The sequence below is a fragment of the Nonomuraea sp. NPDC049655 genome (assembly GCF_044465465.1).
Classification (GTDB): domain Bacteria; phylum Actinomycetota; class Actinomycetes; order Streptosporangiales; family Streptosporangiaceae; genus Nonomuraea.
In genome coordinates this window covers 565068-578364 of record NZ_JBITLS010000001.1, presented here as the reverse complement: position 1 = coordinate 578364, position 13297 = coordinate 565068, and the positions used below count along the sequence as shown (strand labels likewise).

General features: G+C 74.5%; 16 protein-coding genes. 10 read left to right on the top strand and 6 right to left on the bottom strand.

The annotated features are described in order from the left end of the window. Positions 1-8: 8 nt before the first annotated feature. On the bottom strand, positions 9-476 hold the full coding sequence (locus tag ACIBQ6_RS02595) for a hypothetical protein (protein WP_397209824.1): 468 nt from the start codon (positions 474-476) through the stop codon (positions 9-11). Between the two features lie 178 nt (positions 477-654). Here ACIBQ6_RS02595 and ACIBQ6_RS02590 point away from each other — a divergent pair, with 178 nt between their 5' ends. Together ACIBQ6_RS02590 and ACIBQ6_RS02585 are read left to right on the top strand one after the other, a co-directional pair. Next, complete coding sequence (locus tag ACIBQ6_RS02590) at positions 655-1407, top strand: DNA-formamidopyrimidine glycosylase family protein (RefSeq protein WP_397209823.1); 753 nt, start codon at positions 655-657, stop codon at positions 1405-1407. Continuing rightward, a complete protein-coding gene (locus ACIBQ6_RS02585; protein ID WP_397160050.1) occupies positions 1404-2462 on the top strand; it encodes a spore photoproduct lyase family protein in 1059 nt (352 codons plus the stop codon). The genes ACIBQ6_RS02590 and ACIBQ6_RS02585 overlap by 4 nt, the downstream gene beginning before the upstream one ends. A gap of 3 nt (positions 2463-2465) precedes the next feature. Here ACIBQ6_RS02585 and ACIBQ6_RS02580 read toward each other — a convergent pair whose 3' ends face one another. Next, the gene (locus ACIBQ6_RS02580; RefSeq protein WP_397209821.1) at positions 2466-3524 is read right to left on the bottom strand and encodes a LysR family transcriptional regulator; all 1059 of its coding nucleotides are present in this window, start codon (positions 3522-3524) and stop codon (positions 2466-2468) included. 92 nt (positions 3525-3616) lie between these two features. Here ACIBQ6_RS02580 and ACIBQ6_RS02575 point away from each other — a divergent pair, with 92 nt between their 5' ends. Beyond that, a complete protein-coding gene (locus ACIBQ6_RS02575; RefSeq protein WP_397209820.1) occupies positions 3617-4978 on the top strand; it encodes an MFS transporter in 1362 nt (453 codons plus the stop codon). After that, positions 4975-5802, top strand: a complete 828-nt coding sequence (locus ACIBQ6_RS02570; protein WP_397209819.1) for an alpha/beta fold hydrolase — start codon at positions 4975-4977, stop codon at positions 5800-5802. Before ACIBQ6_RS02575 ends, ACIBQ6_RS02570 begins: the two co-directional genes overlap by 4 nt. 87 nt (positions 5803-5889) lie before the next feature. Here the strand turns inward: ACIBQ6_RS02570 and ACIBQ6_RS02565 are convergent, their stop codons facing one another. Further along, positions 5890-7125: an MFS transporter gene (locus ACIBQ6_RS02565; protein ID WP_397209818.1), complete on the bottom strand. Its 1236-nt coding sequence runs from the start codon at positions 7123-7125 to the stop codon at positions 5890-5892. Positions 7126-7234: 109 nt separating this feature from the next. Here ACIBQ6_RS02565 and ACIBQ6_RS02560 point away from each other — a divergent pair, with 109 nt between their 5' ends. Next, positions 7235-7477 carry a hypothetical protein gene (locus tag ACIBQ6_RS02560; protein WP_397209816.1) on the top strand — a complete coding sequence of 81 codons (243 nt, stop codon included), beginning with the start codon at positions 7235-7237 and terminating at the stop codon, positions 7475-7477. Positions 7478-7587: 110 nt separating this feature from the next. Here the strand turns inward: ACIBQ6_RS02560 and ACIBQ6_RS02555 are convergent, their stop codons facing one another. Next, positions 7588-8175, bottom strand: a complete 588-nt coding sequence (locus ACIBQ6_RS02555; protein WP_397209815.1) for a TetR/AcrR family transcriptional regulator — start codon at positions 8173-8175, stop codon at positions 7588-7590. A gap of 268 nt (positions 8176-8443) precedes the next feature. On the opposite strand from ACIBQ6_RS02555, the gene ACIBQ6_RS02550 reads away from it, so the two are divergent. The 3 genes from ACIBQ6_RS02550 (at position 8444) to ACIBQ6_RS02540 (ending at position 10035) form a co-directional block, all read left to right on the top strand. Next, positions 8444-8689 (top strand): hypothetical protein, encoded by a 246-nt coding sequence (locus ACIBQ6_RS02550; protein ID WP_358301543.1) that lies wholly within the window; start codon positions 8444-8446, stop codon positions 8687-8689. Between the two features lie 32 nt (positions 8690-8721). Then, entirely contained in the window at positions 8722-9471 is a 750-nt protein-coding gene (locus ACIBQ6_RS02545; RefSeq protein WP_397209814.1) for a class I SAM-dependent methyltransferase, read from the top strand. Positions 9472-9555: 84 nt separating this feature from the next. Further along, complete coding sequence (locus ACIBQ6_RS02540; RefSeq protein ID WP_397209813.1) at positions 9556-10035, top strand: hypothetical protein; 480 nt, start codon at positions 9556-9558, stop codon at positions 10033-10035. Here the strand turns inward: ACIBQ6_RS02540 and ACIBQ6_RS02535 are convergent. Next, positions 9951-10541, bottom strand: a complete 591-nt coding sequence (locus tag ACIBQ6_RS02535; RefSeq protein ID WP_397209812.1) for a D-alanyl-D-alanine carboxypeptidase family protein — start codon at positions 10539-10541, stop codon at positions 9951-9953. The genes ACIBQ6_RS02540 and ACIBQ6_RS02535 overlap by 85 nt on opposite strands. Before the next feature lie 87 nt (positions 10542-10628). On the opposite strand from ACIBQ6_RS02535, the gene ACIBQ6_RS02530 reads away from it, so the two are divergent. Both ACIBQ6_RS02530 and ACIBQ6_RS02525 read left to right on the top strand, forming a co-directional pair. Then, positions 10629-11324 (top strand): response regulator transcription factor, encoded by a 696-nt coding sequence (locus tag ACIBQ6_RS02530; protein WP_358301554.1) that lies wholly within the window; start codon positions 10629-10631, stop codon positions 11322-11324. Continuing rightward, the gene (locus tag ACIBQ6_RS02525) at positions 11317-12432 is read left to right on the top strand and encodes a HAMP domain-containing sensor histidine kinase (RefSeq protein WP_358301557.1); all 1116 of its coding nucleotides are present in this window, start codon (positions 11317-11319) and stop codon (positions 12430-12432) included. Before ACIBQ6_RS02530 ends, ACIBQ6_RS02525 begins: the two co-directional genes overlap by 8 nt. Here the strand turns inward: ACIBQ6_RS02525 and ACIBQ6_RS02520 are convergent. Then, the gene (locus tag ACIBQ6_RS02520) at positions 12392-13213 is read right to left on the bottom strand and encodes a helix-turn-helix domain-containing protein (protein ID WP_358301560.1); all 822 of its coding nucleotides are present in this window, start codon (positions 13211-13213) and stop codon (positions 12392-12394) included. The two genes, ACIBQ6_RS02525 and ACIBQ6_RS02520, sit on opposite strands and share 41 nt — an antisense overlap. Between the last annotated feature and the right edge of the window lie 84 nt (positions 13214-13297).

The following is a 13297-nucleotide window of genomic DNA, read 5'->3' as shown; positions in this document are numbered from 1 at the left end:
TTTCCCGCTCAGCCGACGAAGGGGGACGCGAAGGCGAACTGCTCCCGGTGGACCAGGTCGGTGACCTGGACGGAGCCCACGGCCCGGTCGAACTGGAAGGGGTTGTTGTCGGGGACGCTCCGCGTGCCGCAGAACGCGGTCTGCCCGTTCTGGAGGTGGATGGCGGTGCACCGGGCGTTGCCGGGGAGCGGGTCGAGCGTGGCGGTCAGGGTCTCGACCTCCACCGCGAAACCCGTGCCGTTGAAGACCTCGGTCTGGGCCTGCTTCCAGGAGGCGCCGGTGCCCCAGATGCAGGCCCGGGCCGACAGGCCGGGGAAGACGGCGCTGGAGACCCAGCTCCCGCACGTCGGTTCGGCCGCGGCCCGGACGCCGGCCGCATGGGCCGCGCCGGGGGCCGTCACCGCCGTCACCGCCGCCCCCGCCACCACCGTCGCGATGAGGGCCCGGGACAGGGCTCTCGCTGTTCTGCCGTTCATCGTGCTCGTCCTTCCGTGGGACGGTCTGATCGCCCGAGCGTTCGTCGCCCTGCGTGAGCGATCACTTACATCGCGTCCATGCTGTTGGGGCGGAAGGGCGGCGGGCAACGTTCGGTCCACTCAGTGGACCGGCCGCGCGCGGCGCGTCGGCGCAGCTCACGGGGGTATGGGCCCGAGCATGCCCGAAGGACATCTCATCCACCGGCACGCCGCCGGGCAGCACGCGGACCTGGCCGGGCGGACGGTGCTCGCCGCCGGGCCGCAGGGGCGGTTCGACGCGCGGCCGTGGGACGGGCGGGTGCTGACGGAGGTGGAGGCGGTCGGCAAGCACCTGCTGTACCACTTCGTGGACGCGCCGACCGTGCACGTCCACCTGGGCATGCGGGGCGTCTTCCTGCGGTACGACGATCCGGGGACGTCGCCGCGGCCCGGCACCCGGTTGCGGCTGGCGACCGGCGAGGTGGCCTACGACCTGATCGCGCCTTCGCGGTGCGAGGCGCTGACCCGCGGGCAGGTGACGGCGTTGCGGGACTCGCTCGGGCCCGATCCGCTGCGCGCGGACGCCGTGCCGGAGCAGGCCGTGGCCCGGCTGACCGCGTTCGGCGGGCCGGTGGGCGCTGCCGTGCTGGACCAGAAGGTGTGGTCGGGCATCGGGAACGCGTGGCGGGCCGAGCTGCTGTTCCTCGTCGGCCTGCATCCGAACGCCCGCGACGTCTGCGCCGAGGCCGCCGGGCGGCTGTGGGACACGGCGGTCCGGTATCTCGCTCTCGGCCGGGACGCCGGGCAGGTGGTGAGCGACCCGGACGCCCCCTCCGAGCGCTGGGTGTACCGGCGCGAGCACTGCCGAAGCTGCGGCGCACCCGTGCTGACCTGGCAACTCGCGTCGCGGACCGCATACTCTTGCCCCATGGAACAGCCGGAGCGGCCGTGACCGGCCTCCTCGACGTCCGGCGGATCTACGCCGAGCCCGCGGCCGCCGCGCTGCCGCGCGGGCGCGAGATCCTCGCCAGGTTCCCCGGCGCCGAGATCGTCGAGGTCGAGAGCCACCACCGCATCCCCGAGCTGTACGGCGACGAGGCGAACGTGGCCCGCTGGGTGCGGATCAAGACCGAGGCGCTCGTGCTCGGCGTCAAGAAGTCGCTGACCGCCCGGCCCAACGGCCGCTCGGCCGACTTCATCGCGCCCTCCACGGCCAACGGCTGCGCGATGGCGTGCGCCTACTGCTACGTGCCCCGCCGCAAGGGTTACAGCAACCCGATCACGGTGTTCGCCAACATCGACCAGATCACCGGCTACCTGCGGCGGCACGCCTCCCGCCAAGGCGTCAAACCCCGGCCCGACCAGGTCGATCCGCGCCTGTGGGTGTACGACATCGGCGAGAACTCCGACTGCTCGCTCGACGCCACGATCTGCGACAACGTCCGGGACCTGGTCGAGCTCTTCCGCGACCTGCCCAACGCCAAGGCCAGCTTCGCCACCAAGTACGTCAACCGCGACCTGCTCGGCTGGGACCCGCGCGGGCGTACGCGGGTGCGGTTCAGCCTCATGCCCGCCGCCGACTCCAAGCTCCTGGACATCCGCACCTCGCCGGTCGCCGAGCGCATCGACGCGATCGACGACTTCGTCGCGGCCGGTTACGAAGTGCACGTCAACCTGAGCCCGGTGGTGGTCCGGGACGGCTGGCTGGAGGACTGGGCCGAGTTGCTGGAGCGGCTCGACGACGCGCTGTCGCCCGAGGCCCGCGCCCAGCTCGCCGCCGAGGTGATCTTCCTGACCCACAACGACCGGCTCCACCAGGTCAACCTGGGCTGGCATCCGAAGGCCGAGGAGGTGTTGTGGCGGCCCGAGCTGCAGCAGGCCAAACGGTCGGAGACGGGCGGCTGGAACGTCCGCTACCGCAACGGACACAAGGGCCGCTACGTCGCCGCCCTGACCGGGCTGATCGCCGCCAGGCTCCCCTACTGCCGCATCCGCTACGCCTTCTGACGACTACGCCTTGTGACGGGCTGACCCGGCCTCGGGTCCGGGGAACCACGCTCCGTCCGGGACGCCGAGCCAGTCGTGGGCGGCGGCCAGCTCGTCCACGGCCTGGTGGAGGGCGCGCAGGCCGGGATGGTCGTCGTCGGCGCGCCAGATCATCGTCCAGGGGAACATGGCGACCGGGTCCACGAGCGGGCGCAGGACCGCCCCCGGGATGTCGGGTTGCGTGGTGAGCGTGAGGATGGGCGCGTCGCGGTCGCGGAGGTGCTGGGCCAGCTCGTCGCCGCCGCGCACGTGCGGGTGGGCCAGGGCGGCGTCGACGCCGAAGGGGGCCAGCAACTGCAGGACGGCGTGCTCCCAGCCGGGCGTGGCGTGGTCGCCGGCGCGGATGCACGGGCTCGCGCCGCGCAACGACTCCAGGGGGATCGCGGGCAGCCGGGCCAGCGGGTGACGCTCGGGCAGCAGCACCGCGATGCGCTCGTGACGTACCGGCCGCCACCGCACGCGGCCGGACGCCCCCAGGCCCGGCACTCTGACGCCGGACGCTCCGGGGCCGGACACTCCGAGGCCGGACGCTCCTGAGCCGAGCGCTCCGGGGCCGGGCGTTCCGAGGCCGGGGGGTTCGGGGCTGCGGCCGAAGGTGACGTCCAGGCGGCCGTCGGCCAGCAGGGGCGGAGCCGCTTCGGTGCCGCTGTGGAAGCGGGCGAAGAACTCCACCCCCGGCGCGTGGGCGCGGGCCGCGGCCAGCACCAGGGCAGGGGTCAGACCGGCGCCGACGACGTCGACCGTCAGCGACCTGGGCCGGCCGCGCAGGTCCAGCATGGTGGCGTCGTACAGGGCGAGGATCTCCCGTGCCCGGGTCAGCAGCAGGCGTCCCTCCGGGGTGAGGGCGACCTTGCGGGTGGTGCGCTCCAGGAGCCGGCGGCCCACCCGGTCCTCCAGCTTGCGGACGTCGCGGCTGAGCGCCTGCTGCGCGACGTACAGGCGCTGGGCGGCCCTGCTGAAGTGCAACTCCTCGGCGACGGCCACGTAGTGGCGCAGCAGGCGGATCTCGACGTCGTCCGGCATGCCACCTTCCTACCTGATTCACACAGCAGGCGCGTGAATCGCGTTCGAACAGGTGTTGGACCCGGACGCCGCGCCACCGCAAGGATCAGGACATGGCCGGACGAGGAACGATCACGCTCTGCTACGGGCTGACGGGCGTCACGAACGCGGTGTGGGCCGCCACGCTGCCCGCCACCGACGCGCGCCTCGGGCTCGGGCCCGGCGGGCTCGGCACGCTGCTCATGGTGCTGGCCGCCGGCTCCCTCGTGGCCATGCCGGTGGCCGGACGGCTGTGCGACCGGTGGTCCGGGGGCGGGCTGCTGCGGGTCTGCGCACCGGCGGCGGCGCTGGCGCTGGCCGGCCCGGCGCTGGCGGCCGGTTCCGGGCCGCTGATGGTCTCGGCCGCTCTGCTCGGGGTGCTCTTCGGCCTGCTGAACGTGGCCCTGAGCGTCCAGGCGGTGGCCGTCGAGCGGGGGCTCGGGCGGCCGATCATGGCCACGGTGCACGGCACGTGGACGCTCGGCGCGGTGGCGGGCGGCGCGCTCGTCACGGCGGCCCTGCGTGCGGGGGCCGACGTGCGGGTGCTGATGCTGGTGGGCGCGACAGCGCTGACCGCCGCCATGGCCGCCGTCGGGGGCGCCGCCATGGCCACCACCCGGGCCACGGCCGGAACCACCACCGGGACCACGGGTGGGACCACCGTCGGGACCACCGTCGGAGGCGCTGCCAGGACCACTGTCGGGGCCGCCCGCGGGGGTGCGGGCGGGGCCGTCGGCGACGGTGCGGGCGGGGTGGGCGGAGCGGAGGGGCGGGGGGCGGAGGGGCGGGGGGTGGCTCGGCTCAGGCCGGGGGTGCTGGCCATGCTGGGCGTGATCGGCGCCGCCGCGTTCGTCGCCGAGGGCGCCGCCACCGACTGGGCCGGGGTGCACGCGACCCGCGTCCTGGGCGCCGACCCGGCCACCGGGTCGCTCGTCTACACCGTCTTCTTCGTGGCGATGACGCTCGTCCGGTTCGCCGGCGACGCCGTCAGGACGCGGCTCGGCGTCCGCGTCACGATCCGGCTGGCCGGCGCGACCGCCACCGCCGGTTACGGGCTCGTCCTGCTCGCGGGCGTCCTGCCCGTGGGGGCGGCCGCCCGTCTGGGCTGCGCCATGGCCGGTTGGGCGCTGTCCGGCGCGGGCGTGGCCGTGGTCTGGCCGGTCGTGGCCAGCCTGCTCGGAACCGTGGGCGGAGCCGCGCGTGGCCTGTCCGCGGTGACCACCGTCAGCTACGGCGGCGGCCTCGTCGGCCCCGCCCTCATCGGGTACGTCGCCACGACGGCGTCGCTGCCCCTCGCCCTGGTGATCCCGGCAGCCCTGGCGCTGCTCGTGGCCGTCGCCGCACCACCGCTGCTGGACGCGGTCGTCACGACCGCGGCCGCGGCCGACCATCCGGCGGCCCACGTCAGGGCCGTCGCTTCCAGGAGGACATCATGACCGCGACCGTCTCCACGACCGTCTCCACGCTCGACGTCCCGGGCGCCCGCCTGCACTTCGAGGTACGCGGCCAGGGCCCGCTCGTCGCACTCGTCGGCGCGCCGATGGACGCCGGCTCCTTCGCCGCGCTGGCCGACCTGATCGCGGGCGACCACACGGTGCTGACCACCGACTCGCGCGGCATCAGGCACAGCCCGCTGGACGACCCCGCCCAGGACTCCACGCCGCGACTGCGCGCCGACGACCTGTCCCGCCTGCTGGCGCACGTGGACGCCGGTCCGGCCGTCGTCTTCGGCTCCAGCGGCGGGGCCGTCACCGCGCTGACCCTGGCGCAGGCCCGTCCCGAGCAGGTGCGCGGCGTCGTCGCCCACGAACCGCCGCTGATCGAGCTGCTGCCGGACCGCGACGAGCTGCACCGCCAGACCGACGAGCTCATCGCCGCCTACCTGAGCGGCGACGTCGTCGGGGCCTGGGCGGGGGTCATGGGCCAGGCCGGCATCACGGTGCCGGACGGCGCGCTGGAGATGATGTTCGGCGGCCCGCGCGACCCGCGGGACGTCGCCGACGAGCGCCGCTGGTTCGCCCACGAGCTGCACGCCACCACGCACTGGGCGCCCGACCTGGACCGGCTGCGCGCGACGCCCGGTCTGGTGATCGGCATCGGCGAGGAGTCGGCCGGGCAGCTGTGCGACCGCGCCTCCCGGGCCCTCGGGCAGGCGCTCGGGCTCGACCCCGTCCTGTTCCCCGGCGACCACACGGGCTTCGCCGACGACCCCGACGCGTTCGCCCCCGTGCTGCGGGCGGTGCTGGACCGGCTGCGCTGAATCCCGGCGACGACACGGCAGCCCGACCGCCCCCGGCCCGCCGCCGTCACGCCCGCACGCCGACCGCCTCCCGGCCCGGCGGCGCCGTCACGCCGGCGAACCGACCTGGGGCGCGTGGCCGGTCCTCGACCGGCCGCGCGCCTCGCGGACGAAGCACAGCGCCACCGCGCCCGCCACGGGCCCGGCGGCCAGGGTGGCGAACGCGGCGGAGAAGGAGCCGCCGGCCTGGTAGACCGCCCCCACGACGACCGGCACGGTCACGCTGCCCAGTTGCGCCACCGCGTTCGTCGCGCCCGCCGCCGAGCCGGCCAGCGCCGTCCCCGACAGGCCGGGCACCATGGCGATCAGCAACGGCGAGTACAGGTACGCGCCCAGCCCCGCGAACCCGGCCGTCACCAGGAACGCCGTCTCCGTCTCCATGCGGCCGAACAGCAGCAGGCAGGCGGCGAAGGCCACCAGCACGGCGACCGCCGGGCGTTTGCGCCCCCGTCCGGCCAGGTCGGTGGCCAGGCCGATGACCGGTTTGCCCACCGCGCCCGCCGCCGCGAACACCACGACGACCGTCCCGGCCGCCACCGGGTCGAGCCCGTGCCCCTTCACCATGAGGGTGTTGGACCAGGTCACGAAGCCGTACGTGCCCCACAGCCCGCCGAAGCCGGCCAGGCCGATCAGCAGCAGGTCGCGGTCGCGGGCCAGGCCGCGCAGCGACGGGCGCGCGGCCGTCGGCTCGCGCCGGTCCCGCAGCAGTGTCAGGCACACCAGCGCGAGCCCCATCGACACGATCCCGAACAGGTGGTACGAGGCCCGCCAGTCGTACCACTGGATCAGCCGGGGCACGAGCACGTTGGCGATCATCGTGCCGAGCGACGAGGCCATGGTGAACACGCCCATCGCCAGCCCGCGCTCCCGCTCGCCGAACCAGGACGCGATGAGCTTGACGCCCGCCGCGAAGTCGGCCCCCGCGCAGAGCCCGATCAGCGCCTGCACCGCGATCCCGGCCCCGGCGGACGGCACGGAGCCGAAGGCGATCATGAAGCCGCCCGCCGTGAACAGCGACCCCGACAACACGACCCGGCTGCCGATCCGGTCGCCGAGCAGCCCGCCACCGATGTTGGACAGCACGTAACCGACGTAGTACGCCGTCGCGAACGCCCCCAGCCCCGCCAGCGACACCCCCAGCGCCTCGCCCGCCTGCAGCGACGCGGGCCCCCAGGTGGAACGGTCGACGGAGGTCATGGTGAGCGAGGCCCAGCAGAGCAGCAGCACGCCCCACCGCCGCAGGGACCGAGGCTCGACCGATGGTGACAGCGCGTAATCGCTCACGTGCGATGACGCTACTGCCTCACCCCGCGCCTTGTGACTCTCTGTACTTGAGCCATGACAATCTGCTACTCTCGGCGGTCCTTCCAGACCACGTCGAGGGGACCTCGAAATGTTCAAGAGAAGACGCGGATCAGCCGGCCTCGCGATCGCCGCCGCCGTGGCCGGTGTGCTGGCCTCCACCGTGCCGGCCGGGCCGGCCCGCGCGGCCGCCCCCGTCCCGCTGCCCCACCCCTACCCCGGTTTCGGCCCCGCCTGGCCGGCCCCGGCGGGCACGGCCCACGTCCACAACCCCGCCCAGGCCGCCCACGGCGGTCAGGGCCCGCTGAACAAGATCGCCTCCGGGGTGTCGTGACCCCCCGCACCGGCGCAGGCGCCGGGCGTCGGCGTACGGCGACGCCCGGCCCGTCCACTCCGCCGGGAACCCTCCGCCTGATCACCCGTAGGGCCGGCGCGGCACGGAGATCAGGCGCCGGGCGCTCCCCCGGGCCCGTCGGCGAAGTGCCGTAGCACCATTTCGATCAGCGCGTCGACGTCGGACTCGACCATCGGCTCGCCGGTCATGCCCATCCGGTGCAGCAAGGTGCCGACGACGACGTCGATGTAGAGCAGGACGCGCTGCTCCGGCTCGCCGAGCGCCTCCTGGAGCGCCAGCCGGTACGGGTCCTGGAACCGGGTGGACAGGACCTCGCGCAGGGCCGGATCGCTGACGGCGTCGCTGAACACGCCCGCGAACGCGTCGCCCGTGCCCGGCTCGCTGATCTTCCCGGCGATCCAGCGGATGATCGAGGACATGATCTCGGCCCGGTCGGCGCCCTCCAGCGGCGCCGGGCCGAACGCGTCGAGCAGGCAGTCGACGATCAGCTCGCCCTTCGTCGGCCAGCGCCGGTAGACCGTCGTCTTCGCCACACCGGCCGCGGCGGCGATGCGCTCGACGGTGGCCCGCGCGTAGCCGAGCTCGTGGACGGTGCGCAACGTGGCGGCGAACACCTCGGCGTTGACGCCGGTGCGCGGGCGACCGGGCGGTCTGGCGGAAGTGCTCGCTCGGGACATGCCTGAACGATATCCGATTGCGCTACCTTAAGTATCGATACTTCAGGTAGCGGAATTGGAGGATCCATGACCGGCAGCCGCGAAACGAGCCGGGGACACCGGCCGGCCCCCGAACCGCCCGAGGGCGTCCCCGAGCCGCCCGAGGCCGTCCCGCCGCCGGAACCGGGCGCGGGCGGGCTGCTGCGTCCGCACGTCCCGGCGTTCGTCGCCGTCGTCGTGTCGCAGGTGATCGGCGCGGGCGGCGGCGACCGCGGCCCGGCTGGACGAGGTGGTCGAGCGGCTGCCCGGCGGCTGGGCGGCCGTCCACGAGGGCGTCGAGCGCCTGATGGCGGGGCGCACGGTGGTCATGGTCGCCCACCGCATGCGGACCGTCCGGCGCGCCGACCGCGTCGTCTTCCTCGACGGCGGCCGGATCGTGGAGGCGGGCGGCCACGACGAGCTGCTGCGCCGCGGCGGCCGGTACGCCGGATTCTGGCACGTCTCGACGGCCGTCCCGGACTCGATAATGGAGTGAACCTTCTGGATCATGTGCGTACTGTGACGAAGGTGGATCCAGCTGACTTCTACACCGGCCTCGTCGCGGAGCTCTACGGACCGCTGAAATCCGTCTCCCAGGACCCGGAGCCCTATGCCGCCTTCGTCGAGCGCACCGGCGTCCCGGCGCTGGAGCTGGGCTGCGGGGACGGCGATCCCCTGCTGGAGCTGCGCCGGCGCGGCCTGGAGGTCGACGGCGTCGACTCCTCGGCGGACATGCTGGCCCGGCTCCGGCGCCGGGCCGGCGAGCTGGACGTGTCCGTGACGCTGTTCCACCAGCGCATGGAGAGCCTGAGCCTGCCCCGCCGGTACCGGGCGATCTTCCTCGCCGGGCCGACCTTCACCCTGCTCCCCGACGACGCCACGGCCCTGGCCGCCCTGCGCGGCATCCGCGCCCACCTGGCGGAGGGCGGCGTCGCGCTGGTGCCGCTGTTCACTCCCGACCCGGCCCCGGCCGACCAGATCGGCCGGGCGCGCACGGCCGTCGCCCCCGACGGCGCCGACTTGCGGGTGTCCGTCGTCTCCCAGCGACGCGACGAGACCGCCCGGACGCAGACGACCCTGCTGCGCTACGAACGCCACCACGGCCCGGACGTCACCGTCGCCGAACGCCCGTGGGTCCTGCACTGGTACACCCGCGAGGTGTTCGGGGAGCTGGCCGCGGCCGCCGGTCTGGCCGTGACCGCCGTCACCGACCCGGACGGCCACCCCGCCCCCGCCCACGCCACCGACCTGCACGTCCACCTCGCAGCCAGCACCTGACGCGGCGGCGGGCCCGCGCGATGTCGTCGTGCGTCTTCGCGCGTTCGCGGCACGTCCGCCGCGCCGCCCGGGGCATCATGCCCCATGCCGAACACGCAGGCCAGGAGCCTGTTTCCGATCGAACCGGGACGTAACGGGCTGCTGGTCGTCGCGGCACGGGCGCCCGCCGGCCCGGAACGGCGTCGCGGGCGGGTGCCCGGCCAGATCCGGCTGCTGGCCGCTCTGTCCGCCCTGGACGCCCTGGCCGGCGGGCTGGCCACGATGCTCCTCCCCCACACCGTGGCCAACCTGCTGCTGGCCTGCGTCCCGTTCGCCCCGGACCTGGCCACCGCCGTCGTCCTGCTGCTGCTCCGCCAGACGGTGTCCAAGATCGACGTACCGGCGCGGCAGGCGTTCACGGCCGCGGTCGTCCCGCCGGGGCAGCGTACGGCCGCCGCCAGCATGACCAACCTGGCCCGCAGCGTCGCCGTCTCGGTCGGTCAGCGCCGCAGCCTCGGGTCGCGGGTGGGGTCGGCGTACATGCGCGGGCAGCCGCGGCCGGCGGCTTCCGGACGCAGTTCGTAGTGCCAGGGCTCGTTCCGGTAGATCTGGCACAGCCCGTACGCGGCGCCGTGCGCCGACAACCATCCGGCGGCGGCCGCCCCCAGGTCCACCGCGTCCCCCGACACGTGCAGCGACGTGTCCGGGGAGGCGACCCATCGGGCGGCCTCCCGCTCCGAGCCGTACCGGGCGACCGCCTCCCGGCGCAGCCGTTCCTGGTAGGCCGGGGAACGCCGGCCGCTGTTGACGACGAACTCGACGCCGTCGCCCGCGGCCTCGGCCGCCGCCCGACGCAGGGCCCGGAGCAGGTCGGCGTCGAGGCCGGCGACGGCCGGGACCCCGTCGTCGAAGACCGTCACGCCCTCGGGCACGGCCCCCTCGGCCTCGTCGTACGCCGAGACGGTCAGGGACGTCACCGCCCGGTGGACGACGACGCCGGCCGCGAGCGTCACGCCGAGGACGACGAGCGCGGCCACCAGGGCCGACCGGGTCCGGCGGGCTGCCGTTCGTGCTGGTCCGCTGGGTGTCATGCCGCCAGTCAAGGCAGCGGGCCGTTGCCGGCCCGTATGGGATTTTTCATATGCCGGCGATAGGCCCCGGGCCGTACGGTCAGGGGTATGCGGGTACTGATCGTCGAGGACGAGCCCTATCTGGCCGAAGCCGTCCGCGACGGCCTGCGCCTGGAAGCCATCGCCGCCGACATCGCCGGCGACGGGAACACCGCCCTGGAGCTGCTGAGCGTCAACGCCTACGACATCGCCGTCCTCGACCGCGACATCCCGGGCCCCTCGGGCGACGAGATCGCCGGGCACATCGTCGCCTCCGGCAGCGGCATGCCCATCCTCATGCTCACCGCCGCCGACCGGCTCGACGACAAGGCCAGCGGGTTCGAACTGGGCGCCGACGACTACCTCACCAAGCCCTTCGAGCTGCGCGAACTCGTGCTCCGCCTCAGAGCGCTCGACCGCAGGCGGGGCCACAGCAGGCCGCCGGTGCGCGAGATCGCGGGCCTGCGCCTGGACCCGTTCCGCCGCGAGGTCTTCCGCGACGGCCGCTACGTCGCGCTCACCCGCAAGCAGTTCGCCGTGCTCGAAGTCCTCGTCGCCGCCGAGGGCGGGGTCGTCAGCGCCGAGGAGCTCCTGGAGCGGGCGTGGGACGAGAACGCCGACCCCTTCACCAACGCCGTCCGCATCACGGTCTCGTCCCTGCGCAAGCGCCTCGGCGAGCCCTGGGTGATCGCCACCGTGGCGGGGGTCGGCTACCGCATCGACACGGCGCCCGCCGCCGGGCGCGAGGGGAAGGATCGTGGGTAGGGCTCCGGGCCTGAGCGTGCGGCTCAAGCTCACCCTGAGCTACGCCGGGTTCCTCGTGGTCGCGGGCCTCGTGCCGCTCGGCGCGGTGGGGGTCTACTACATGCGCGGCCTGCCCGATGACGCCATCTACTCCACCGGCGACTTCCTGGTCAACCGATCGGCCATCGTGCGGTCGTTCGCCCCGTTCGCGGCTCTCGTGCTGGCGTTCCTGCTGGTGTTCGGGCTCGTGGGCGGGTGGCTGCTGGCCGGCCGGATGCTCGCGCCCCTGACCCGCATCACCGACGCCGCCCGCAGGGCCACCGGCGGCTCGCTCTCGCACCGCATCCGGCTGCCGGGCCGCGCGGACGAGCTGCGCGAGCTCGCCGACGCCTTCGACACCATGCTCGTACGGCTCGAAGCGCACGTCGCCGAGCAGCGGAGATTCGCCGCCAACGCCTCCCACGAGCTGCGCACCCCGCTCGCCGTCGCCCGGACGCTGCTCGACGTCGCCCGCACCGACCCCACCCGCGACCCCGCCGAGCTGGTCGACCGCCTCCACCTGGTCAACACCCGGGCGATCGACCTCACCGAGGCGTTGCTCCTGCTCAGCCGGGCCGACCAGCGGTCCTTCCCGCGCGAGCGCGTCGATCTGTCGCTGATCGCGGAGGAGGCCGTCGAGACGCTGCTGCCCCTGGCCGAGCGGCGCGGACTCGCCGTCGAGACCGCCGGAGACCTGGCCCCCGCCACCGGCTCGCCCGCGCTGCTGCTCCAGATGACGACGAACCTCGTGCACAACGCGATCGTGCACAACCTCGCCGGACAGGGCACGGTGTGGGTCACGACCGCCGTGCACGCCGGGACGGTGACCCTCACCGTCGAGAACACCGGCGACGAGCTGCCCCCTGACGTGGTCCCCACGCTGGTGGAGCCGTTCCGGCGGGGCACCGACCGCGTCCGCGCCGACCACGCGGGGGTCGGGCTGGGCCTGGCGATCGTCGGCAGCATCGTGCGGGCGCACGACGGGACGCTCGACCTCGTCCCCCGCCCGTCCGGGGGGCTCCGCGTCACCGTGCGCCTCCCGGCGGGCGTCACGGAGGGCACCCTCCGTCGGCGATCGCCCGCCGCCTGAACTCCGTGGGCGTCAGGCCGGTCGACTCGCCGAAGGCCCGGTAGAAGCTCGACCTCGTCTGGAAGCCGCTGGCGTGCGCGACCCTGTCGACGCCCCAGCCGGTGACCAGCAGCAACCGGCAGGCGTGGGCGACCCGCAGCCGGGTGACGTACTGCCAGACGGGCATGCCGAGGGCCCGTTTGAAGGCCAGGGCCGCGTAGGTGGGGTGCACCCCGGCGGCTTCGGCGATCTCCTCGACCGTCAGCCGCTCGGTGTAGCGGCGGGCGACGACGGCCAGCATGCGCTCGGCCGATCCGGCCGCCGCGGCCTCGGCGGGCGCCGTCTCGCGCGGCCCGCCGGTCAGGCGGGCCAGCCGGGCGTGCATCTCCAGCAGGCAGACCTCGGCCACGGCGGGGGCCGGCTCGTGGCGCAGCTCCCGGTCCCAGCGGCTCATGAGGAATCGGTCGTGCTCGCCCTCTGCGGCGGTGCCGTACAGGAACTCTCCCGACAGCGCCCGCTCGACCGCGCCGCGCAGCGGGTCGTGGCCGATGACGGCGCTCAGCGGGACGGTGGCCCAGAGGAAGTCCACGCCCTCGGCCGTGAGCAGCCGGTGCGGGTAGCCGCCCCAGAAGACGGCGAGCCGGCCGGGCGGCAGGTCCACCTCGCCGCCGACGGTCGCGTACCTGGCGGTGCCCGACAGGACGAGGTTGAACTCGACCTCGGGGTGGATGTGGGAGCGGGGCATGGGGCCCGACGTCACGTGGAACGCCTGCAGGCCGATGACCTGGGCGAGAGACTGCACACCTTGAGGATATGCGACATCTCGGATCTTCCGGGTGGATGACCGGAATGAGGTCGTCGCGGCAGAGTGGCGGCATCTCACCAC